Annotated in this window: 21 protein-coding genes and 1 riboswitch; of the genes, 18 read left to right on the top strand and 3 right to left on the bottom strand. The window is 65.4% G+C overall.

Annotated features, from left to right (window positions below; translation table 11 throughout):
- Positions 1-37: 37 nt before the first annotated feature.
- Positions 38-1,260 (bottom strand): IS3 family transposase gene (locus tag E8E95_RS02455; RefSeq protein WP_280347810.1). Its coding sequence is split into 2 segments (ribosomal slippage): positions 38-915 and positions 915-1,260, totalling 1,224 coding nucleotides; the frame shifts between segments, so codons are not numbered across the junction.
- 480 nt (positions 1,261-1,740) lie between these two features.
- On the opposite strand from E8E95_RS02455, the gene E8E95_RS02460 reads away from it, so the two are divergent.
- From E8E95_RS02460 to E8E95_RS02530, 15 genes are all read left to right on the top strand, one after another.
- Entirely contained in the window at positions 1,741-2,643 is a 903-nt protein-coding gene (locus E8E95_RS02460; protein WP_280347840.1) for a hypothetical protein, read from the top strand.
- Positions 2,640-3,257 (top strand): nucleotidyltransferase domain-containing protein, encoded by a 618-nt coding sequence (locus tag E8E95_RS02465; RefSeq protein WP_280347842.1) that lies wholly within the window; start codon positions 2,640-2,642, stop codon positions 3,255-3,257. Before E8E95_RS02460 ends, E8E95_RS02465 begins: the two co-directional genes overlap by 4 nt.
- Complete coding sequence (locus tag E8E95_RS02470) at positions 3,205-3,648, top strand: DNA-binding protein (RefSeq protein ID WP_280347844.1); 444 nt, start codon at positions 3,205-3,207, stop codon at positions 3,646-3,648. Before E8E95_RS02465 ends, E8E95_RS02470 begins: the two co-directional genes overlap by 53 nt.
- Positions 3,649-3,683: 35 nt before the next feature.
- Complete coding sequence (locus E8E95_RS02475) at positions 3,684-7,109, top strand: DEAD/DEAH box helicase family protein (protein WP_280347846.1); 3,426 nt, start codon at positions 3,684-3,686, stop codon at positions 7,107-7,109.
- A gap of 280 nt (positions 7,110-7,389) precedes the next feature.
- Positions 7,390-7,604, top strand: a riboswitch (cobalamin riboswitch).
- A gap of 67 nt (positions 7,605-7,671) precedes the next feature.
- Positions 7,672-9,540: a TonB-dependent vitamin B12 receptor gene (btuB, locus tag E8E95_RS02480; protein WP_280348038.1), complete on the top strand. Its 1,869-nt coding sequence runs from the start codon at positions 7,672-7,674 to the stop codon at positions 9,538-9,540.
- A 13-nt stretch (positions 9,541-9,553) separates the two neighbouring features.
- Positions 9,554-10,165 (top strand): cob(I)yrinic acid a,c-diamide adenosyltransferase, encoded by a 612-nt coding sequence (cobO, locus tag E8E95_RS02485; protein WP_280347848.1) that lies wholly within the window; start codon positions 9,554-9,556, stop codon positions 10,163-10,165.
- Positions 10,166-10,231: 66 nt separating this feature from the next.
- Positions 10,232-11,530, top strand: coding sequence for a cobyrinate a,c-diamide synthase (locus E8E95_RS02490; protein WP_280347850.1), 1,299 nt, complete (start codon positions 10,232-10,234; stop codon positions 11,528-11,530).
- The gene (gene bluB / locus E8E95_RS02495) at positions 11,527-12,177 is read left to right on the top strand and encodes a 5,6-dimethylbenzimidazole synthase (RefSeq protein ID WP_280347853.1); all 651 of its coding nucleotides are present in this window, start codon (positions 11,527-11,529) and stop codon (positions 12,175-12,177) included. The genes E8E95_RS02490 and bluB overlap by 4 nt, the downstream gene beginning before the upstream one ends.
- Complete coding sequence (gene cbiB, locus E8E95_RS02500) at positions 12,159-13,082, top strand: adenosylcobinamide-phosphate synthase CbiB (protein WP_280347855.1); 924 nt, start codon at positions 12,159-12,161, stop codon at positions 13,080-13,082. Before bluB ends, cbiB begins: the two co-directional genes overlap by 19 nt.
- Complete coding sequence (gene cobD, locus E8E95_RS02505) at positions 13,075-14,067, top strand: threonine-phosphate decarboxylase CobD (RefSeq protein WP_280347857.1); 993 nt, start codon at positions 13,075-13,077, stop codon at positions 14,065-14,067. Before cbiB ends, cobD begins: the two co-directional genes overlap by 8 nt.
- Entirely contained in the window at positions 14,064-15,521 is a 1,458-nt protein-coding gene (locus E8E95_RS02510; RefSeq protein ID WP_280347858.1) for a cobyric acid synthase, read from the top strand. Before cobD ends, E8E95_RS02510 begins: the two co-directional genes overlap by 4 nt.
- 87 nt (positions 15,522-15,608) lie before the next feature.
- Complete coding sequence (gene cobU / locus E8E95_RS02515) at positions 15,609-16,130, top strand: bifunctional adenosylcobinamide kinase/adenosylcobinamide-phosphate guanylyltransferase (protein ID WP_280347861.1); 522 nt, start codon at positions 15,609-15,611, stop codon at positions 16,128-16,130.
- Complete coding sequence (gene cobT / locus E8E95_RS02520; RefSeq protein WP_280347863.1) at positions 16,127-17,185, top strand: nicotinate-nucleotide--dimethylbenzimidazole phosphoribosyltransferase; 1,059 nt, start codon at positions 16,127-16,129, stop codon at positions 17,183-17,185. The genes cobU and cobT overlap by 4 nt, the downstream gene beginning before the upstream one ends.
- Positions 17,182-17,748, top strand: a complete 567-nt coding sequence (cobC, locus tag E8E95_RS02525; RefSeq protein ID WP_280347865.1) for an alpha-ribazole phosphatase family protein — start codon at positions 17,182-17,184, stop codon at positions 17,746-17,748. The genes cobT and cobC overlap by 4 nt, the downstream gene beginning before the upstream one ends.
- The gene (locus E8E95_RS02530; protein ID WP_280347867.1) at positions 17,745-18,479 is read left to right on the top strand and encodes an adenosylcobinamide-GDP ribazoletransferase; all 735 of its coding nucleotides are present in this window, start codon (positions 17,745-17,747) and stop codon (positions 18,477-18,479) included. Before cobC ends, E8E95_RS02530 begins: the two co-directional genes overlap by 4 nt.
- A gap of 118 nt (positions 18,480-18,597) precedes the next feature.
- Here the strand turns inward: E8E95_RS02530 and E8E95_RS02535 are convergent, their stop codons facing one another.
- Together E8E95_RS02535 and E8E95_RS02540 are read right to left on the bottom strand one after the other, a co-directional pair.
- Positions 18,598-18,966 carry a DUF559 domain-containing protein gene (locus E8E95_RS02535; RefSeq protein ID WP_280347869.1) on the bottom strand — a complete coding sequence of 123 codons (369 nt, stop codon included), beginning with the start codon at positions 18,964-18,966 and terminating at the stop codon, positions 18,598-18,600.
- A gap of 85 nt (positions 18,967-19,051) precedes the next feature.
- Positions 19,052-20,872 carry an acyl-CoA dehydrogenase C-terminal domain-containing protein gene (locus E8E95_RS02540; RefSeq protein WP_280347871.1) on the bottom strand — a complete coding sequence of 607 codons (1,821 nt, stop codon included), beginning with the start codon at positions 20,870-20,872 and terminating at the stop codon, positions 19,052-19,054.
- 171 nt (positions 20,873-21,043) lie between these two features.
- Between E8E95_RS02540 and E8E95_RS02545 the strand changes: the two genes are divergently transcribed.
- From E8E95_RS02545 to E8E95_RS02555, 3 genes are read left to right on the top strand one after another with little or no spacing between them, the layout of a single operon-like run.
- Positions 21,044-21,457, top strand: coding sequence for a MarR family winged helix-turn-helix transcriptional regulator (locus tag E8E95_RS02545; protein WP_280347873.1), 414 nt, complete (start codon positions 21,044-21,046; stop codon positions 21,455-21,457).
- Positions 21,458-21,500: 43 nt separating this feature from the next.
- Positions 21,501-22,706: an MFS transporter gene (locus E8E95_RS02550; RefSeq protein WP_280347874.1), complete on the top strand. Its 1,206-nt coding sequence runs from the start codon at positions 21,501-21,503 to the stop codon at positions 22,704-22,706.
- Positions 22,703-22,825 carry a hypothetical protein gene (locus E8E95_RS02555; RefSeq protein WP_280347876.1) on the top strand — a complete coding sequence of 41 codons (123 nt, stop codon included), beginning with the start codon at positions 22,703-22,705 and terminating at the stop codon, positions 22,823-22,825. Before E8E95_RS02550 ends, E8E95_RS02555 begins: the two co-directional genes overlap by 4 nt.
- The last annotated feature ends 5 nt before the right edge of the window (positions 22,826-22,830 follow it).

Consider the following 22,830-nt stretch of genomic DNA (forward strand, 5'->3'; position numbering starts at 1 on the left):
TGGACTTGCCCCTATCAAACCGGACACCGGTACCCCGTTAAGTTGATGCCTCAGCCAAGCGTCTGAACTCCCGAGGTGAGCGGTAGTTCAGTGCGCTGTGCGGATGTTCCTCGTTGTAATGCTCGAAGGCGATGGCCAGGTTGCGCAGGGCCGTCGCTCGATCGGGCTTGGGCATGTGGCGGATATAGTCGCGCTTCATGGTCTTCACGAAGCTCTCCGCCATCCCGTTGCTCTGTGGGCTGCACACCGGTGTTGTCAGAGGTAGCAGGCCGATCTGCCGGGCAAAGACCCGGGTCTGTTCGGCGGTATAGGCCGAGCCGTTATCGCTCAGCCATTGCACCGGCGACGCAGGCAGCTCGCTACCGAAGCGTTGCTCGACGGCTTCCAGCATCACGTCGCGGACATCGTCGCCACTGTAGCCGTGTGGGCTGGCCACCCAACTGATGGCTTCGCGGTCGCAGCAGTCCAGAGCGAAGGTCACGCGCAGTTTGTCACCATCCTCGCAGCGGAACTCGAAGCCATCCGAACACCAGCGGGTGTTGCTTGTATCCACGGCGACACGACCTTCGTGACGCCGCGCCACACCCGGCTGCTTGCGACGGCGTTCCAGCAACAGATCGTGATCACGCATGACGCGGTAAACCCGCTTCACGTTGACCGGTGGCAGGGCCTGTTGCTCATGCTGCCGACGCAACAGACCCCAGATCCGACGATAGCCATAGCTGGGCAGGGCGCCGACTGCCTGCTGGATCTGCTCGACCAAGGTCACATCGTTGAACGCTCGGCGCCGACGAGGCCGCAGCCCTGGAGCGGGTTGTTTGAGTCGAGCCGTCAATTGCGAGCGCGCCACACCGAGACTCTCACTGACCGCCTTCACTGGTCGTCCCCCGGCAACAAGGGTGAGTGCGCAATCCATTTTCGCGAGCGGGCGATCTCCACCGCTTCCTTGAGGATCTCGGCCTCCATGGTCTTCTTGCCCAGCATCCGTTGCAGTTCGCGGATCTGCTTGAGGGCATCGGCCAACTCGGAGGCGGGCACCACCGCTTCACCGGCACTGACCGCCGAGAGGCTGCCGTCCTGGTAGAGCTTGCGCCAGTGGAACAGTTGGTTGGGGTTGATGCCGTTGCGCCGGGCCACCACCGAGACGCTTTGCCCGGGCTCGAGACTCTCGCGCACCATGGCCAGTTTTTCCTCGACGCTCCAGCGGCGACGCCGCTCCTGGCCGAGCACTTCGATGGTTTTGTCTTTGCTGGTAGTCATAAACACAGTCGTTTGCCTATCCCTTATGGTAAGGGGGAAACGGTGTCCTGTGTTTCAAGGGGCTCGTTCAGTGATGTTCTTTTTGTGCGGTCGAACGGAAATCCAGAGTACGTTGGGCGAAGCGCGGTTTATAGGCGGATACCTGGGCTTACAGAAAGCGTGTATGCCTCTTACCTGATTCGGGGACGTTTGAGGCAGACGGAGATTCTGCCGGACTTTCTTCAGGGATTCTTACAGAGTTCGGCAGGGCGAAAGTCTCTCTTGGCTAAAGCAAAGACCTCTGCTGGTCAGTACAATTTAAACACGGAGGGGCTTGGTAGCATTCTCATTCCCGTCCCTTCTATTGAGCGGCAGGTTGAGTTCTGCGCGCGTTTGGACATTGTGAAAAGCGCAAGAGATATACATCGCCAGAATTTGGCCCAGATGGATGCGCTGTTCTCCTCCCTCCAACACCGCGCCTTCCGCGGTGAGCTCTGACCCATGCGCGGCTCCCTGCTCGCTCTCTGGCCCCGCCTGGGCCGCGAGCTGTGGGGGCCGCTGGCGCGGCGGGCGCCGGGGGATTTCTATTGCGAACTGTTCCGCGCCATCGTGCCGGCCGTGCGCACCCGCCCCAGCGGGGCGCAGCTGGCGGAGCTGATCGATAACCCGCCGGCCTGCCGCCGCGCCTTTCTCGCCCTGAAGGCCGAAGCGCTGCACGGCGAGGCCGCCCTGGCGGGGTTTCTGCAAAGCCTGCACGGCGTGCTGGACGACCTGGCCGGTGAAGCGCTGGCCAACGCCTACTTCAACCGCCTGGCCGCGCTGATTGATATCTACAACCTGCATTACGAACTGCGCCGCCCGTGCCGCCTGTACCCCACGCTGCCCGGCCTGTTCGCCGGCCTGCTGGCGCAGGTGCGCGAACACAGCGCCAGCCACCCCAGCCTGCCGACCCTGCTGCGTGACTTCGACGATGCCTTCCGCGACCTGCACGACCAACCCAGCCAGGGCCGCATCAAGACCTGCCTGCAAAAACAGATGAACCTGCTGGAAGCCCTCGGCCGCAGCAATCCCACTGTGAGGGAATACGCCCTGTCGAGCATCTGCGAGCAGATGCCGCTCTGGCCGCACCGCAAGGTGCGCGAAGCATTGAAGTCGCTGTACGGCTTCACCTGCGACTACCCCGGCATCCGCCATGGCGGCAAACCCGCCAGCGTGGAGGGCGAGCTGGGGATGCGCGACATGCTGGCACTTTGTATCCTGTTCGTCGGCTTTACCCCGTACTTGAGCCAGCGCATCGATGCGCCGGCGCTGTTTGGCTGCGCCGAGGTGAGCTTGCCGGCAGCGGCTTCGGCTACTAATGTAGCCAAAACGGCTACGAATGAAGCTGAATTGGCTACGACATGAATCTGCTGGATACCCTGTTTGGTCTGCAACGCCAGCGCGTGCTGAGCTGGCTGCTGCTGCACCCGGAGCAAGCGCTGCACGTGCGCGAACTGGCGCGCCTTACCGGCACTCATGCCGGCTCGCTGCACCGCGAGCTGGCCAAGTTGGCCGAGGCCGGGTTGTTGCTGCGCAGTAAACAGGGCAACCAGGTGCTGTACCAGGCCAATCGGCAATGCCCGGTGTTCGAGGAACTGGCCGGGCTGTTCCGCAAGACGTCCGGCGTGGTAGATGTGCTGCGCGAGGCGTTGGCGCCATTGGCGGAGCAGATCGATTTCGCCTTTGTTTTTGGTTCCGTCGCACGTGGTGAGGAAACGGCCCACAGCGATGTGGACGTGATGGTGATCGGTACGGCGGGCTTCACCGATCTGGTGCGGGCGCTGTACCCCAGCCAGGAAAGGCTCGGCCGGGAGGTGAACCCGGTGCTCTATGGCGCGGAGGAATTCCGCGCCAAGCTGGCCGGCGGCGATGGCTTCCTGCGCGAGGTCATGGCCCAGCCCAGGCTGTTCATTCAGGGAGTGGAAGATGACATTGGAAAACTTGCTGGCGCTGCAGCGGCTGCTGAGCGTCACGCCTGACAAGGCGTCGGTCGCCCGGCTGCTGCGTGCCGCCCATCGCAACCTGCAGGACGCTGGCCTGGAAGCGCTGAGCGCGGACAACCGCTTCGACGCCGCCTACAAGACCATCCTGCAGTGCGTAATGCTCGGTCTGCTGGCCAATGGTTACCGCACCTCCACCAGTCAGCCCGGTCACCATCAAACGGCGCTGCAGGCCCTGCCCAAGAGCATGGGTGTGGCGGCCGAGCGCGTGGTGGTACTCGATACCCTGCGGCGCAAGCGCAACCTCAACGATTACGAGGGCGAGCCGGTGACCGAGGCGACGCTGGCGACCTGCCTGGAAGAGGCCGCTGCCTTGTTGCAGCACGCCCAGACCTGGCTGCGCGAGCAGCACCCGGACCTCTTGGACTGAACGCGAGCCTGCCCAGGCCAGAACAGGACGTACTGATGAGCGCCAACTTCGATTTCCTCAAGGCCGAGTGGCCCAACCTGCATGCCGAGGCAACCAAGGCGGAGGCCAACGTCCTCGCTGACCCGCGCTCGGCCTGCTTCTACTCGCGGCGCACGCTTGAGCTGCTGGTGGCCTGGCTGTTCCAGGCCGATCGCACGCTGAAGCTGCCGTACAAGAGCGACCTGTCGGCCTTCCTCTTCGAGCCCAGCTTCAAGGCCCTGGTCGGGCCAATGCTGCACGCGAAGATGGAAATCATCCGCAAGCGCGGCAACGATGCGGTACACAGCCAGCGAGAAGTGCGCGAGCGCGATGCGCAGGCGGTGGTCAGCGAGCTGTTCCATGTCGCCTACTGGCTGGCACGCACCTACGCGCGCACGGCGGCGGGGCGGCCCAATGGCAGCCTGCGCTTCGATGCCGGCCTGCTACCGGCGCCCGTCGCCCAGGCCGCACTGCAAAGCCAGGCGCAGCTACGTCGGCTGGAAGACGAACTGGCGCGGCGCGACGAAGCCCTGGCCAAGGCCCAGCAGCAGAACGCCGCGCTGGATGAGGAACGGGCGCGCCTGCGAGCAGAGGTGGAAGCCGCCAAGGTCGTCAACAAGGTCATCCCCGACAGTCATGACTACAACGAGGCGCAGACCCGCGACCTGTTCATCGACCAGTTGCTGCATGAAGCCGGCTGGACGCTGGAGAACGTTCAGGACCGCGAGTTCGAAGTCAGCGGCATGCCCAACCAGCAGGGTGTCGGCTTCGTCGACTACGTGCTCTGGGGCGATGACGGCAAGCCGCTGGCGCTGGTCGAAGCCAAACGCACCAGTCGCGATGCGCAGGAAGGCCAGCAACAGGCCAGGCTGTATGCCGACTGCCTGGAGCAACGCTATGGCCAACGTCCGCTGATCTACTACAGCAATGGCTACGAGCATTGGCTGTGGGATGACGCCATGTATCCCCCGCGTCTGGTGCAGGGCTTCCACAAGAAGGACGAGCTGGCGTTGCTGGTGCAGCGGCGCGCCAGCCGCAAGCCGCTGGGCGAGGCGACCATCGACCCGGCCATCGTCGAGCGGCATTACCAGCAACGGGCGATTCGCCGCATTGGCGAAACCTTCGAGCGTGACCGCCAGCGCAAGGCTTTGGTGGTGATGGCCACCGGCGCGGGCAAGACGCGCACGGTCATCGCCCTGACCGACCTGCTGATGCGTTGCAATTGGGCTAAGCGGATTCTCTTCCTCGCCGACCGTGTGGCACTGGTGAACCAGGCGGCCGGCGCGTTCAAGAAGTTCCTGCCGGATGCCGCGCCGGTGAACCTGGTGACCGAGAAGAGCACGGAAGGGCGGGTCTATGTCTGCACCTATCCGACCATGATGGGGTTGATCAACGAGAAGCAGGAGGGGCCCAAACGCTTTGGCGTCGGCCACTTCGACCTGATAGTGATCGACGAGGCGCACCGCTCGGTCTACCAGAAGTACCGGGGGATCTTCTCCTACTTCGACGCGCTGCTGGTGGGCCTGACCGCCACGCCGAAGGACGAGATCGACCGCAATACCTACAGCCTGTTCAACCTGGAAAGCGGTGTGCCCACCGACGCCTACCCGCTGGACGATGCCATCGCCGAAGGCTATCTGGTGGAGCCGCGCGGGGTATCGGTGCCGCTGAAGTTCCAGCGCGGCGGCATCCGTTATGACGAGCTGAGCGAGGACGAGAAGGACCAGTGGGACGAGCTGGACTGGGGCGATGAAGAAGAACCACCGGAAGAGGTGAATGCCGAGGCGGTGAACCGTTGGCTGTTCAACGAAGATACGGTCGACAAGGTGCTGCAAGTGCTGATGGAGCGTGGCCACAAGGTGGCCGGCGGCGACCGCCTGGGCAAGACCATTATCTTCGCCAAGAACAACGATCATGCGGCCTTCATCGCCAAGCGTTTCGACGCCAACTATCCGGACAAGGCTGGCGCTTTCGCACGGGTCATCACCTACAAGACGGAGTACGCGCAGTCGCTGATCGATGACTTTTCCACGAAGGAAAAGTCACCGCATATCGCCATTTCCGTGGACATGCTCGATACCGGCATCGACGTGCCGGAAGTGGTCAACCTGGTGTTTTTCAAGCTGGTGCGCTCCAAAGCCAAGTTCTGGCAGATGGTCGGGCGCGGCACCCGGCTGTGCAAGAACCTCTACGGGCCGGGAGCGGAACCGGAGAACCACAAGCAGGATTTCTACATCTTCGATTTCTGCCAGAACCTGGAGTTCTTCAGCCAGAACCCCGAGCCCACGGAGGGCTCGTTGACCGAACCGCTGGGCCAGCGTTTGTTCAAGACGCGCCTGGAGCTGCTCTCTGCTCTGGATCGTCAGCGTGCCGGGGGCGATGTGCGCGAACCCCATGGCGGTTACTCGGCGGTGTTCAGCAATGAGCAACTGCGTGAGGACACTGCCGCGATGTTGCAGGAGCGGGTAGCGGGCATGTCGCTGGATAACTTCCTGGTGCGCCCGAAGCGCCGTTGGGTGGAGCGCTTCGCCCGGATGGATGCCTGGCAAGCCCTGGATGACGCCAGTCTGCGCGACTTGAGTGAGCACATTTCCGGACTTCCCAGCACACTGCCGGACGAGGATGAGGAGGCCAAGCGCTTCGACCTGTTGTTGTTGCGCCTTCAGTTCTGCGTGCTGAATGCCGAGCCGGGCTTTGCCCGTCTGAGTGAAAAGGTCCGAGAGATTGCCGGAGCGTTGCTGGAGCAGACCAGCATTCCGGCCATCGCCGAGCAGGTGTTATTGATCGAAGCGGTAGCCGGCGAGGAGTGGTGGCAGGACGTCACTGTCTCAATGCTGGAGCAGGCCCGGCGCAAGCTGCGCGCTCTGATCAAGCTGCTGGAGAAGCGCAAGGGGACGGTGGTGTACAGCAACTTCGAGGATGAGCTGGGGGATATCAGCGAGACGGTCATGCCGTCGATGACCACCCCGGCCAGCTTCGAGCGCTTCCGTGAGAAGGCCCGCGCGTTTCTGCGTGCCCATGAGGATCATTTGTCCTTGCGCAAGCTGCGGCGTAATCAGCCGCTGACGGCGATGGACCTGGAGGCCCTGGAGCAGATGCTGGTGGAGAGCGGTGGCGGTGCCGGCGAAATCCACCGCGCCAAGGAGCAGGCCCATGGTCTGGGGCTGTTCGTGCGCTCGCTGGTGGGGCTGGACCGGGAAGCTGCGGTCGAAGCCTTGTCTGGCTTCATCGGCGGCAGGACCCTGAGCGGCAACCAACTGGAGTTTGCCAATCTGGTGATCCAGCACCTGACGGAGTTTGGCGTGATGGAGGCCAGCCGGTTGTACGAGTCCCCCTTTACCGACCTGACTCCCGCCGGGCCGGATGGCCTGTTCAGTTCGGAACAGGTGGATGAGTTGGTGGCCGCGTTGGGGCGGGTCAGGTCGTCGGCGATGGTGGCATAGCGGGTGAATCACGCATTGCCGCTCCACCATCGATGTCATGGGGTAGCGGAGCAAGTGGACGTGAACAGTGACTTCCACCCTACACGCTGCGCGTCCCGCCCTTGCGGGTGATGTCAAGCGCGAATGAAGGGGACAACGTAGCGTGGATCACGCTTTACCGATCCACCACCAGCGCTCGCCGGCAACACCGCTGGTGGAAGTGAAAAGCGACTTCCACCCTAGGAGTTCGATTCGCTGGGAACGCCGCCATCCGATTTGACGCTACCCCGCGCACCCTCTAACCTTCGCCGCTGCCTCAGGTGCCCCTTGGCTTGTGCTAAAGGGGTGAAACAGGGAAGCCGGTACATTCCTTCGAAGAATCCGGCGCTGCCCCCGCAACGGTAGGCGAGTAGAACGCCGCAATCGGCCACTGTGCCCCAGGCATGGGAAGGCGCGGCACGGGAGCTTCGGCTCCACTCGCAAGCCCGGAGACCGGCCTGTCGCAAACAGGGCATCGGAGTCATCCGCATGCAGTTCCCTTTATAGATGTCGCGCGGGTGGCACGACGGAGATCCCTATCTTGATTCGCAAGCCTTTCATCAGGCCGGCGGCGCTTGCGCTGCTCGGCAGTTCCTCTATTTCTCCCTTGCTGGTCGCAGCGCCCCTGACGCTGGACGAGCAGGTGGTCACCGCGACCCGTAGCGAGCGGCCGGTGCGGGCCAGCCTGGCCGCCAGCACGGTCATTGACCGCGAAGAGATCGAACGCAGCCAGGCGCGCTCGGTGCCTGAGCTTCTGCAGAAAGTGCCGGGGGTGACCCTCAGCAACAACGGTGGACCGGGCAAGAACACCACCGTTTTCCTGCGCGGCAGCGAGTCCGACCACGTCCTGGTGTTGATCGATGGCATCAAGGTGGGTTCGGTGAGCGCCGGCATCACGGCCTTCCAGGACCTGCCGGTTGAGCTGATCGAACGCATCGAAGTGGTTCGCGGCCCGCGCTCCAGCCTCTATGGCTCGGAAGCCATCGGCGGCGTCATTCAGATATTCACCCGCAAGGGCGGAAAGGGTGGTGCCAAGCCCTGGTTCTCCGCTGGTTACGGCACCCATGACAGCTATGAAGGCAGCGCCGGCGTTTCAGGTGGTGACGACAAGGGCTGGTACAACCTCGGCGTCAGCAGCCAGGACACCGACGGCATCAATTCACGCCGGCAGGGCAGCGACTACTACGAGCCCGATGCGGACGGCTACCGCAATCTTTCCGGCAGCTTGCGCGCGGGCTATCGCTTCGAGAACGGCCTGGAACTCGATGGCACGTTGATGCGCGCAAAGGCCCACAACGACTACGACGATATCGACCAGTTCGGCTATTTCCACCCCCTCGGCGGGCACAACGCCAATGCCGACAACCGCCAGGAGTTGCTGGGCGGCCGCGCGCGTTTCAGCCCTGCGGAAATCTGGGACGTGACCCTGCAGGCGGGGCGTAGCGAAGACAAGACCACCAGCGAAACCGACGGCGTCTTCGACGCGCGTTTCAATTCCAAGCGCGACAGTGCTTCCTGGCTCAACGACCTGACCCTGGCCGAGGGGCACGTGCTGACCCTGGGCTACGACTGGCAGCGCGACCGGATCAGCAGTTCCACCGCCTTCGACAAGGACTCGCGCCTGAACAAGGGCTGGTTCGCCCAGTACCTGGGCGAGTACGGTCGCCAGGACTGGCAGCTCAGCCTGCGTCGTGACGACAACGAACAATTCGGTACCCACGACACCGGCAATGCCGCCTGGGGCTACGCGCTGACCGACGCGGTGCGCTTCAGCCTGAGCTACGGCACCGCCTTCAAGGCGCCCAGCTTCAACGAGCTTTACTACCCCGGCTACGGCAATCCCGACCTGGACGCGGAAACCTCGGAAAGCTTCGAGGCCGGCCTTGCCGGTCAGCATGATTGGGGTCGCTGGTCCATCAATGCCTATCGCACCCATGTGGACGACCTGATCGCCTACGACTCCAGCCTTGGCCTTTACGGCGGCCCCAACAACATCGGCAAGGCACGCATCGACGGCCTGGAGCTGGTAGTGGGTAGCCAGTGGCTGGGGTGGGACTGGAACGCCAACGCGACCTTCCTCGATCCTGAGAACCGTGAGTCGGGCGTCAATTCGGGCAACGATCTGCCGCGTCGCGCGCGGGAAATCTTCAACCTCGATCTGGACCGCCGCCTTGGTCGCTTCGGCATTGGTGCCACCCTGCATGCCGAAGGGCGCAGCTACAACGACTTGGCCAACCGCGAGCGTGTCGCCGGCTATGCCACGGTGGACCTGCGCGGCGAATACTGGCTGACCGAGGAGTGGCGTCTGCAGGCCAAGGTGACCAACCTGCTGGATGCCGACTATGAAACGGCTCTGGACTACAACCAGCCGGGGCAGGCAGTGTTTTTCACCGTCCGCTACCAAGCTCTGTGACGAGGAACAGCTGATGACCGAATCCGCAGATCGCGACGCCCGCCACAAGGCCCGCATGCAACGTAAGAAGGCCGTGGTCGACGAGAAGATCGCCCAGGCCCAGGACGAGTACGGCCTCCTGCTGGTGCATACCGGCAATGGCAAGGGCAAGAGCAGCTCGGCGTTCGGCATGGTCGCCCGCGCTCTCGGCCACGGCCTCAAGGTGGGCGTGGTGCAGTTCATCAAGGGCGGCATGTCCACCGGCGAAGAGAATTTCTTCCGCCGTTTCCCGGAGGAGGTCAGCTACCACGTGATGGGCGAGGGCTACACCTGGGACACCCAGGACCGCCAACGCGACATCGAGAAAGCGCGCGCTGCCTGGGCCATCGCCCGTGGCCTGCTGGATGATCCGCAGATTGGGCTGGTGGTACTCGACGAACTGAACATCGCCCTCAAGCACGGCTACCTGGAACTGGGCGACGTGCTGCGTGACATCGAATCCCGCCCCGAGCACCAGCACGTGGTCGCCACTGGCCGTGGCGCCCCCCAGGGCCTGATCGACGCCGCCGACACCGTCACCGAGATGGCCCTGGTCAAGCACGCCTTCAAGTCCGGTGTGAAAGCCCAGAAGGGTGTGGAGTTCTGATGCCTGGCACCATCGCTGCTTTGACCCCCTCTCCCTTCAGGGAGAGGGCCGGGGAGAGGGCCATCCATGCCTGACTTCGCCAGAAGCTGTCCCGCTCTGCTGATCGCTGCCCCCGCCTCCGGCCAGGGCAAGACCACCGTTACCGCGGCGCTCGCACGCTTGCACGCCCGCCAGGGCAAGCGTGTGCGGGTGTTCAAGTGCGGACCGGACTTTCTCGACCCGATGATCCTCGCCCGCGCGTCCGGCGCACCGGTCTACCAGTTGGACCTGTGGATGGTGGGCGAGGCGGAAAGTCGCCGCCTGCTCTGGGAAGCAGCGGGGGAGGCTGACCTGATCCTCATCGAGGGGGTGATGGGCCTGTTCGACGGCTCGCCTTCCGCCGCCGACCTGGCGCGCCACTTTGGCGTGCCCGTGCTCGGCGTGATCAATGGCGCCGCCATGGCGCAGACCTTTGGTGCCCTGGCGGTGGGCCTGGCCACTTACCAGCCGGACCTGCCCTTCGCCGGCGTGCTCGGCAACCGTGTCGGTAGCCAGCGTCACAGTGACCTGATCCGCGACAGCCTGCCGGACTGGATTCGCTGGTACGGCGCCCTGCCGCGCAGCGCCGATGCGGAGCTGCCGAGCCGCCACCTGGGGCTGGTGCAGGCCGATGAACTGGCCGATCTGGATGCACGCCTCGACGCCGCCGCCGATGCCCTGGCCGCCAGTGCAGAGGTGGCGCTGCCGCCAGCCGTGAGCTTCGCCGCGCCCGAGCAGCAGTCGCTGGGCAACGAATTGGCGGGTGTACGCATTGGCGTCGCGCGGGATACCTCGTTCGCCTTTATCTACCAGGCCAACCTCGACCTGCTGCAGCGGCTGGGGGCCGAACTGGTGTTCTTCTCGCCGCTGGCCGATGAATGTCTGCCCGAGGTGGACAGCCTCTACCTGCCGGGTGGCTATCCCGAGCTGCATCTGCGCCAGCTGGAGAGGAACCGTGCCATGGCCGAGGCGATCCGTGCGCACCATGAAGCCGGCAAGCCGATCCTCGCCGAGTGCGGCGGCATGCTCTACCTGCTCGATGCCCTGACCGACGCAAGCGGCGAGAGTGCCGAGCTGGTTGGCCTGCTGCCTGGCCGCGCCACCATGCAAAAACGCCTGGCGGCCCTGGCGCTGCAAGAAGCGCCGTTGCCGGAGGGCACCCTGCGTGGGCACACCTTCCATCACTCGCTGCTGGATTCGCCGCTGGAGCCCTTGGTCCGTGGCCTCTGCCCGAACGACAAACCGGTGGCCGAAGCCGTGTTCCGTTGCGCAAGGCTGACGGCCTCCTACATTCACTTCTACCTGCCGTCCAACCCTCGGGCGGCGGCGGAGCTGTTCCGACCATGAGCGAACACGCCTTCAGCCCGGAGGAACGCGCGGCGGTCTATCGCGCCATCGCCGAGCGCCGCGACATGCGCCACTTCAGCGGCGGCGAAGTGGCGCCCGAATTGCTGTCGCGTTTGCTGGAGGCGGCCCATCAGGCCCCCAGCGTCGGCCTGATGCAGCCCTGGCGATTTATCCGCATCAGCTCGGGCGAGCTGCGCGAGCGCGTACATGCCCTGGTGGAAGCGGAGCGTGTGCGCACCGCCGAAGCCCTGGGTGAGCGCTCCGATGAATTCATGCGACTCAAGGTGGAAGGCATCCGCGACTGCGCCGAGCTGCTGGTGGCGGCGCTGATGGAGGGTCGCGAAGCCCATGTGTTCGGCCGCCGCACCTTGCCGGAAATGGACCTCGCCTCGCTTTCCTGCGCCATCCAGAACCTCTGGCTGGCGGCCCGTGCCGAAGGCCTGGGAATGGGCTGGGTGTCGCTGTTCGATCCGCCCGCCCTGGCGGAACTGCTGGGCATGCCGGAGGGGAGCAAGCCTGTTGCGGTGCTCTGCCTGGGCCCGGTGAACGCGTTCTATCCGGCCCCTATGCTCGCACTGGAGGGCTGGGCCCAACCGCGCCCGTTGGCCGAACTGGTTTTCGAGAACCAATGGGGGCCGCAACCTTGAGCCTTGGATTCCTGACCCTCGGCGCTGTCGCGCTGGATGCCCTGTTCGGTGAACCGAAGGGCTGGCACCCGCTGGTGGCCTTCGGCAAGTTCGCCAATCGCCTCGAGCGCCGTTTCAATCCCGGCGGACGGGGTTGGCGCAGCCACGGCGTCACGGCCTGGGTGCTGGCGGTGATGCCGCTTACCTTCGGCGCCTGGCTGCTCGCGGAACTGCCCTATGTGGGGTGGCTGGTGGGTGTGATCGCGCTGTATGCCGCCATTGGCCTGCGCAGCCTCAACGAGCATGCCGAGCCGGTGGCCAGTGCACTGCAGGCCAGCGACCTGCCGGAAGCGCGCAAGCGTGTGGGTTACATGGTCAGCCGAGAAACCCGTGAGCTGGACGATTCCGCCGTGGCCCGCGCCGCCACCGAGTCGGTGCTGGAGAACGGCAGTGATGCGGTGTTCGCCGCGCTGTTCTGGTTCGCGGTCGCCGGTGCGCCGGGCGTGGTGCTCTATCGCCTGTCCAATACCCTGGACGCCATGTGGGGCTACCGCAACGAACGCTTCGAACGCTTTGGCTGGGCGGCGGCGCGCATCGACGACGTCCTCAATTACATCCCGGCGCGGCTGGTGGCCCTGACCTATGCGCTGCTCGGCAAGACCGCGCTGGCCCTGCGCTGCTGGCGCCAGCAGGCACCCCGCTGGGACAGCCCCAACGCCGGTCCGGTGATGGCTGCCGGCGCCGGTGCCCTGGGCGTGGCCCTGGGTGGACCGGCGGTGTATCAGGGCGTGCCGCATGAACGTCCGGTGCTGGGTGAAGGTCCGCAGGCCCGTGCCGAGGACATTCGCCGCGCCATGGACCTGGTGCGCCAGGGCGTGATGCTCTGGCTGGTGGTGCTGATCATTGGAGGCTGGCTCCTTGCTTGAACATGGCGGACGGCTGCGTGCAGCGGCGCGGCGCTACGGCATTGCCGAGGCCGACTGGCTCGACCTTTCTACCGGCATCGCACCTTACGGCTGGGAGCTGCCGGCCATTCCCGCTGCGGCCTGGGCGCGCCTGCCCGAACTGGATGACGGCCTGGAGGACGCAGCGCGGCGCTATTACGGCTGCCAGTCACTGCTGCCGGTGGCCGGTTCCCAGGCGGCGATCCAGGCCTTGCCGCGCCTCCGCGAGCGCAGCCGGGTAGGGGTGATTTCGCCCTGCTATGCCGAGCACGCCCATGCCTGGCGCCGCGAAGGTCATGAACTGGAAGAGCTGGATGCGCTGACCGCCGAGCGTGAGTTGGAGCGTTTCGATGTGCTGCTGGTGGTCAACCCGAACAATCCCACCGGCCAGCAACTGAGTCCACAGACCCTGCTGGACTGGCGCGCGCGCCTTGCCGAGCGCGGCGGCTGGCTGTTGGTGGACGAAGCCTTCATGGACTGCACGCCGCAACACAGCCTGGCGAGCCATTGCCCGTTGCCGGGGCTGGTGGTGCTGCGTTCCTTCGGCAAGTTCTTCGGCCTGGCGGGCATCCGCCTGGGTTTCGTCCTGGCCGAGGCTTCGCTGCTGGATCGACTCAACGAGTGGCTCGGCCCCTGGGCGGTGAGCGGCCCGGCACGGGGCCTGGCCAAGGCGCTGTTGCAGGATGAAGCGGGGCAACTGGCCCAACGGCAATCCCTGCTGCGCGATGGTCAGCGGCTGGAAGCACTGCTGCGTGATTGCGGCCTGCCACCCTCGGGCGGCACTGCCCTGTTCCAGCGCCTGGTCCGCGACGACGCCCAGGCCCTGCACGAATTCCTCGCCGCTCGCGGCATCCTTACCCGGTTATTCACCTCGCCACCCAGCCTGCGTTTCGGCCTTCCGCCGGACGAAGCCAGCTGGGCGCGCCTGGGCCGGGCCCTGATCGACTTTTCCAAGGAGCGCCCATGATCACCCTGATGGTGCAGGGCACCACGTCCGATGCCGGCAAGAGCACGCTGGTGACGGCCCTGTGCCGCTGGCTCAAGCGCCAGGGCGTCGCAGTCGTGCCCTTCAAGCCGCAGAACATGGCCCTGAACAGCGCAGTGACCGCCGACGGTGGCGAAATCGGCCGTGCACAGGCGGTGCAGGCCCAGGCGTGCGGATTGGCACCGCATACCGACATGAATCCGGTGCTGCTCAAGCCCAATACCGATATCGGCGCCCAAGTGATCATCCACGGTCGCGCCGTCACCAGCATGAATGCCGTCGCCTATCACGACTACAAGAAGGTCGCGATGGCGGCGGTGCTGGAGTCCCACCAACGCCTGCTTGGCCAGTATTCCGTGGTGATGGTCGAGGGAGCCGGCTCCCCGGCCGAGATCAATCTGCGCGCCAACGACATCGCCAACATGGGCTTCGCCGAAGCGGTGGACTGCCCGGTGATCCTGGTGGCCGACATCGATCGCGGTGGCGTGTTTGCCCATCTGGTGGGCACCCTGGCGCTGCTGTCGGAAAGCGAACAGGCTCGGGTGAAGGGCTTCGTCATCAACCGGTTCCGGGGCGATATCGCACTGCTCGAGCCGGGTCTCGATTGGCTCGAACAGCGCACCGGCAAGCCAGTGCTCGGCGTGTTGTCTTATCTCACCGACTTCCATCTGGAAGCCGAAGACGCCATCGACCAGCGCCAGTCCGCCAAGACGGGCGATGTGCTACGGGTGGCAGTGCCGGTGCTACCACGCATCAGCAACCACACAGACTTCGATCCGCTGCGCCTGCACCCCCAGGTACAGCTCACCTTCGTTGGTCCGGGTCAGCCCATTCCGCCTGTGGACCTGATCATCCTGCCCGGCTCGAAGAGCGTGCGTGCCGACCTCGCCCGGCTGCGCGAGCACGGTTGGGACCAGGCGCTGCAACGCCACCTGCGCTACGGCGGCAAGGTGCTGGGCATCTGCGGCGGCTTCCAGATGCTCGGTCGCACCATCTCCGACCCTCATGCCCTGGAAGGGCCGGCAGGGGAGAGCGCCGGTCTTGGGCTGCTGGACATCGACACGGTGCTGGAGCCGGAGAAGCAGCTGCGCAATGTCGCCGGGCACCTGCTGCTGGAAGACGCGGCGGTGAGCGGTTACGAAATTCACGCCGGCGTCACCACCGGGATGGGCCTTGAAGCGCCCATGGTCCTGCTGGACGGCGGTCGCACCGATGGTGCCCGCAGTGCCGATGGCCAGGTCATGGGCACCTACCTGCACGGTCTGTTCGAATCCTCCGCTGCCAGTGCCGCCATACTCCGCTGGGCCGGTCTATCCGCTGTCCAGGCGGTGGACTACAACGCACTGCGCGAGCGCGATATCGACCGTCTGGCCGACCAGGTGGAACAGCATCTGGATACGCGGAGGCTGCGATCACTGTGCGGACTCTCCTTGTAGGAGCCAGCTTGCTGGCGAACCTTCGCACCACCATTCGCCAGCAAGCTGGCTCCTACGGGTGTGTCTTACGACTCAGGAGGTTTACCGATGCCTGAACTCATCCTCGGCGGCGCCCGCTCCGGCAAGAGCCGGTTGGCGGAGAAGCTCGCCGCTGAAAGTGGCCTCAAGGTCATCTACATCGCCACCAGCCAGCCACTGGACGGCGAGATGAGCGCTCGTGTCGCTCATCATCGGGCCCGTCGTCCGGAGCATTGGGGGCTGGTGGAAGAGCCGCTGGAGCTTGCCCGCGTACTGCGCGAGAACGCTGCCGCCGATACCTGCCTGCTGGTGGACTGCCTGACCCTCTGGCTGACCAATCTGCTGATGCTGGACGACCCGGCGCGGTTGGACGAAGAACGCGAGGCTCTGCTCGGCTGCATCGCCGGGCTGCCCGGCCGCGTGCTGCTGGTGAGCAATGAAACCGGCCTGGGCGTCGTGCCCCTGGGCGAGCTGACCCGTCGCTATGTCGACGAGGCCGGCTGGCTCCACCAGGCCCTGGCCGAACGCAGCGAACGGGTGATCTTCACCGTCGCCGGCTTGCCCATGATCCTCAAGGGAGATTCCCTATGACTCCGCTGCACTGGTGGCAGGCCCCCTGCCAGCCGCTCGACCCCATCGCCCGTGCCAAGGCTCAGGCCCGCCAGGACCAGCTGACCAAGCCCCGCGGCGCCCTCGGCCAGTTGGAAGACCTGGCCATTACCCTTGCCGCCCAGCAGGGTCGCGAGCGGCCGTGCATCGCTCGTCCCTGGTTTGCGGTCTTCGCCGGTGACCACGGTGTGGTGGAGGAGGGCGTGTCCGCTTATCCACAGGCGGTGACCGGCGAGATGCTGCGGAACTTCGTCCGCGGCGGGGCGGCCATCAGCGTGTTGGCGAAGAGCCTCGGCGCAACCCTGGAAGTCGTAGATCTGGGTACTGCGCTCCCGCTGGAACCGCTGCCGGGTGTGCTGCACCTGCATGTCGGAGCCGGTACTGCGAACTTCGCCCGTGAACCGGCGATGACCTCCGCCCAGTGCCTGATCGCCCTGCAAGCCGGCCGTTCGAGTGTCGAGCGCGCCTTGGGCGCTAGCGCCGATCTCTACGTCGGCGGGGAAATGGGCATCGGCAACACCACCACTGCCAGCGCCCTGGCCTGTGCCCTGTTGGGGTTGCCGGCCACCGCGCTGGCTGGCCCCGGTACCGGCCTCGATGGAAACGGCGTAGCCCACAAGATTCAGGTCATCGAACATGCCCTGGCGTTGCATCGCGATGGCTGCGACAGCCCGCAGGAAACCCTGCGCTGCCTGGGTGGTTTCGAAGTGGCGGCGCTGACCGGGGCCTACCTGGCCTGCGCCCAATTGGGCCTGCCGGCGCTGGTGGATGGCTTCATCTGCAGCGTGGCGGCGCTTTGTGCCGTGCGCCTGAATCCCGCGTGCCGCGAGTGGCTGCTGTTCTCCCATCGCTCCGCCGAGCCGGGTCACGTTGCCGTGCTCGAAGCGCTGGAAGCGCAACCGCTGCTGGACCTGGGCCTGCGCCTGGGTGAGGGCAGCGGTGCCGCCATTGCACTGCCGCTGCTGCGCCTGGCGTGCGAGCTCCATGGCGGTATGGCGACCTTCGCTGAAGCGTCGGTTTCGGATCGGCCGGAATGAAGCTCGACCTCCTGCGGCATGGTGAAACCGAACGCGGCGGCGGCTTTCGCGGCAGCCTCGACGACGCCCTGACCGATACCGGTTGGGCGCAGATGCGCGCGGGCGTCGTTGCGGCAGGACCCTGGGACGTGCTGGTGAGTTCGCCCCTGCAGCGTTGCGCCGCATTCGCTCGCGAACTGGAGCAGCAGCTTGGCCTGCCTTTGCATTTCGACGCCGATCTGCGCGAACTGCACTTCGGCCAGTGGGAGGGGCGCAGCGCCGCCGAGTTGATGGAGGATCACGCCGAAGGCCTCGGCCTGTTCTGGAACGATCCCTACAGCTTCACCCCGCCGGACGGCGAGACGTTGCTGGACTTCGAAGCACGGGTGCTGGCCGCCGGTGAGCGCCTGCTGGAGCGCTTCGCCGGAAAGCGTGTGCTGCTGGTCACCCACGGTGGCGTGATCCGCATCCTGGTGGCCCGCGCCCGCCAACTTCCGCGCACCGGCTTGATGCAGGTGGAAGTGGCCCATGGCGAGCTGTTCCGCCTGACCTTCGACGAACACGGCCTGCGAGAGCGGGCATGACGCCGTTGCTGATCGCCCTGCAGTTCCTCACCCGCCTGCCGGTGCGCCTGCCGGGCATGCCCGAGCCAGAGCAGATCGGCCGTTCGCTGCTCTGGTATCCGCTGGTCGGCCTGTTGATCGGCTCGCTGCTGCTGGGTGGCGCCTGGCTGCTGGACGGGCGTCCGCCGCTGTTGTCAGCCGCCCTGTTACTGGCGCTCTGGGTCGGCTTGTCGGGCGGCCTGCATCTGGACGGACTGGCGGACACGGCCGATGCCTGGGTAGGTGGTTACGGCGACCGCGAACGCACCCTGACGATCATGAAGGACCCGCGCAGCGGTCCCATCGCCGTGGTGGTGCTGGTATTGGTGCTGCTGCTGAAGCTCGCCGCGCTGGTAACGCTATTGGACGCCGGACAACTGCTGCCCCTGCTGCTGGCGCCCTGGCTGGCGCGCGGGATGCTGCCGCTGCTATTCCTCACCACCCCCTACGTGCGTCCTGGCGGCCTTGGGCAGGCGATTGCCGAACATCTGCCACGAAGGGAGTTGCCGTTGTGGCTGGGTGGGCAGGCGGTGGTGATGCTGTTGCTGGGCTGGGCTGCGTGGATCGCGCTGGTGGTGGCGCTGGTGCTGTTCGGCTGGTTGCGTGGGCGGTTCATGCAGCGGCTGGGTGGGACGACTGGGGATACGGCGGGGGCGCTGGTCGTGTTGGTGGAGGTGGGGGTGTTGGTGAGTGTGGCGATTGTGCTGACCTGACGAGCCCTCTCCCCCGGCCCCTCTCCCTGAAGAGGAGAGGGGTGACTCGCGCCTGAAAAGACGGGGCAGGCCGGCAGCTCCGAGCGGCGCTATGGCACGGACTAGCTCCCCTCGCCCTTCAGGGAGAGGGGCTGGGGGAGAGGGGATTGCCGGGAAATGCGCCCTCCGCAGCCAATCGAATGGCTTCGAGCACCGCTTCAGTTTCGAGCAGCACTTCATGGTTCCAGAACCGCAGAACCTGGAATCCCCGCCTGATCAGCCAGGCATCTCGCGATTCATCGGATTCGCTTTCCAGATGCTGCCCGCCGTCCACCTCAATCACCAACATCCGCTCCTGGCAGATGAAGTCGACGATGTACGGACCAAGGGGTTTCTGTCGTCGGAACTTCAGGCCGAGCAACCGTTTCGCGCGTAAATGCCGCCAAAGCCGCTGCTCAGCGTCGGTCTGTCCCGTCCTTAAACTGCGAGCGAACGCGAGCTTTTCCATGGTCTTTCCTCCGTGAATGGAAAGACCTGATCTTCCCCGCAAAGGGCTTCGGAACCGTCCGAAAGCCCCCCGCGATTCCCCCGATCTACTCAAACACAAAATGCTCCCCCGCCAGCCCCATCACCGACGCCGTCGGCTTCAGCATTGCTGCCGCGTGCCCCTTGGCGCGGGGAAGCAGGCGGGCGAAGTAGAAATCGCTGGTGGCCAGTTTGGCGCGGTAGAACTCGGCGGATTCCGCACCGCCTTCGCGCAGCCGCACGCGGGCCGCGCGCTCCTGCAGGGCCCAGGAATAGGCGAGGGCGGCGTAGCCGGAGTACATCAGGAAGTCATGACTGGCGGTGCTGACCAGGTCGCGATCCTTGCGGGCGCGCAGGGCGATGCGCAGGGTCAGCCAGTTCCATTGTGCGGCGAGCTTCAGCAGCACCAGGGCGCGGCCACGCATGGCCGTTTCGGTCTTCAGCAATTCGATGGCGAAGCGGGCGAGCGTTCCGGTGAAGTCACGCACGGCTTTGCCCTGGGTCATCAGCAGGACCTTGCGTCCCAGCAGGTCGAGGGCCTGGATGCCGGTGGTGCCTTCGTAGAGGGTGGCGATGCGGGCGTCGCGGACGATCTGCTCCATGCCGTGCTCGCGGATGTAGCCATGGCCTCCGAATACCTGCATGCCGAGGTTGGCGCTTTCCAGGCCCAGTTCGGTCAGGCAGCCCTTGAGGATCGGAGTGAGGAAACCGAGCTTGTCGTCCCAATGGGCGTACTGCTGGTCGTCCTTGTGCAGGATGCCTTCGATCATGCGGTCGGCGTACTGGGTGGCGAGGTAGACCAGCGCGCGACCACCTTCGGCAACGGCTTTCTGGGTCAGCAACATGCGCCGCACGTCGCCGTGGACCATCAGCGGATCGGCGACGGCATCGGGCTCCTTAGTGCCGGACAGGGCGCGCATCGAGCGGCGTTCGCGGGCGTAGGCGAGGGCGCCCTGATAGGCCAGTTCGGCGGTGGCGACACCCTGGATGGCGGTGCCGATGCGGGCGCTGTTCATGAAGGTGAACATGCACTCGAGGCCTTTGTTCGCAGGGCCGATGAGAAAGCCGGTGGCACCGTCGAAGTTCATCACGCAGGTGCTGGAAGCCTTGATGCCCATCTTCTTTTCGAGCGCCCCGCAGCTCACCCCGTTGCGTTCGCCGAGGCCGCCATCCGTGCCGGGGAGGAACTTGGGCACGATGAACAGGGAGATACCGCGCGTGCCCTTGGGTGCGTCCGGCAGGCGGGCGAGGACGATGTGCACGATGTTCTCGGTGAGGTTGTGCTCGCCCGAGGAGATGAAGATCTTGGTGCCGGTCAGGGCGTAGCTGCCGTCGGGATTCGTCTCGGCGCGGGTCTTCACCTGGCCCAGGTCGGTGCCGCACTGGGGCTCGGTGAGGCACATGGTGCCGCCCCAGCGGCCTTCGGTGAGGGGGACCAGGTAGATTCTTTTCTGTTCCTCGGTGCCGTGCTGCATCAGGGTATTCATGGCGCCGAGGGAGAGGCCCGGATACATGGAAAAGGGCCAGTTGGCGGTGCCGAGCATTTCCTGCTTCAGCGCACCGAGGCTCATGGGCAGGCCCTGGCCGCCGTATTCCACCGGGTGCGACAGGCCTTGCCAGCCACCGGCGACATAGGCGTCGTAGGCTTCCTTGAAGCCCTTGGGCGTGCGCACCTCGCCGTTTTCCAGGTGGCAGCCTTCCTCGTCGCCGCTGTGGTAGAGCGGGGCGATCACTTCTTCGCAGAGCCGCGCGCATTCGCCGAGGATGGCGTCGACCATGTCCGGCGTCGCGTCGCCACCATTGGCCAGGGCGCGATAGTGGGCGGGAAAGTCGAAGACTTCGTTGAGCAGGAAGCGCGTGTCGCGCAGCGGGGCTTTGTAGCTGGGCATGGTGACCTCGGCGTGCGTTGATGGCCCGGTTTATACGGGGCGCGCAGCACAAGGGCCTTGGCAGCGGCAACGACAGCCTCTGGCAGTTGGGACAATCACGGGCCGCCGGAGGTCGTCGAACGGCAGGTTCGGATTGACGCTCAGGTAGGTGCGGGTATATACACGTAACCCATGTTGCCGACCCAATGCCTCTGTACCAAGCTGCGCCGCGCCACGCGAAGCGTGACCCGACTCTACGACGATGCCCTGGAAGGCGTCGGGGTGAACGTCGCCCAGTATTCGCTGTTGAAGAATTTGGCGCGGCTGGATCAGCCCAGCATCACCAGCCTGGCGGATGCCCTGGGGCTGGATCGCAGTACGTTGGGGCGCAATCTCAAGGTGCTCGAAGGCAAGGGCCTGGTGCAGCTGGAGGGTGGTGAGGACCAGCGCAATCGACTGGTTTCGCTGACCGCTGCCGGCCAGGCCAGCCTCGATGAGGCGCTGCGGGCCTGGGAGCAGGTGCAGGTGCAGCTGGGGCAACGCATGGGACTGGAGAAGCGGGCGGCGCTGATGGCGCTGCTGGACGATCTGGAACACATCGCCTGAATATTTCGCTGAAAAGCGGGTATGTACCCGTAAAGGACTTTTTATGACATCGGTATGGCGTACGAGTGGCTGGGTACTTCTGGGGGCGTCGCTGATCCTGGCGCTATCCCTGGGCATTCGACATGGCTTTGGCCTGTTCCTGGCGCCGATGAGCAGCGAGTTCGGCTGGGGGCGGGAGGTGTTCGCCTTCGCCATCGCCCTGCAGAACCTGATCTGGGGCCTGGCGCAACCCTTCACCGGTGCGCTGGCCGACCGCTTCGGCGCCGCCAAGACGGTGATCGTCGGCGGCGTGCTTTACGCCGTGGGCCTGGTGCTGATGGGGTTCTCCGATTCGGCCCTGTCGCTGTCGTTCAGTGCTGGCCTGCTCATTGGTATTGGCCTGTCAGGCACCTCGTTCTCGGTGATCCTCGGTGTAGTGGGGCGTGCCGTGCCGATGGAGAAGCGCAGCATGGCGATGGGTATCGCTGCAGCTGCCGGCTCCTTCGGCCAGTTCGCCATGCTGCCCGGCACCCTCGGTTTGATCGGCTGGCTCGGCTGGTCGTCCGCGCTGCTGGCGCTGGGCCTGCTGGTGGCGCTGATCGTGCCGCTGGTGGGGCTGCTCAAGGACAATCCGCCGCCGCCCCAAGCCCATGAGCAGAGCCTGGGCGAAGCCCTGCGCGAGGCGACGTCGCATAGCGGTTTCTGGCTATTGGCCCTGGGCTTCTTCGTGTGCGGCTTCCAGGTGGTATTCATCGGCGTGCACCTGCCGGCGTACCTGGTGGACCAGCACCTGCCGGCTTCGGTGGGCACCACGGTGCTGGCGCTGGTGGGGTTGTTCAACGTGTTCGGTACCTACATCGCCGGTTGGCTCGGCGGCCGTCATGCCAAACCCAAGCTGCTCACCGCACTCTACCTGCTGCGCGGGGTGGTGATCGTGGCCTTCCTCTATTCGCCGCTGAGCATCTGGAGCGCCTACGCCTTCGGTATGGCCATGGGGCTGTTGTGGCTGTCCACCGTTCCCCTGACCAACGGCACGGTCGCGACCCTGTTTGGCGTGCGCAACCTGTCGATGCTCGGTGGTATCGTCTTCCTGTTCCACCAGCTCGGCGCCTTCCTCGGCGGTTGGCTGGGGGGCTACCTCTATGACCACACTGGCAGTTACGAACTGGTATGGCAGATCTCCATCTTCCTCAGCCTGCTGGCCGCCGTCCTGAACTGGCCGGTTCGCGAGCAGCCGGTGGCGCGGCTCCAGCCCGCCGGAGCCGCATGAGCCTGCGCCTGGGCTGGGCGCTTGGCGCCCTGCTGTTCAGCCTGCTGCTGGCCTTGGGCTGGTGGGGCTGGCAACAGGGCGGGCTCGCGCTGATGCAACTGGGGATGAGCCTTTGCTGATTGAT

Source organism: Pseudomonas sp. BN414 (assembly GCF_029871275.1).
Taxonomy (GTDB): Bacteria; Pseudomonadota; Gammaproteobacteria; order Pseudomonadales; family Pseudomonadaceae; genus Metapseudomonas; species Metapseudomonas resinovorans_C.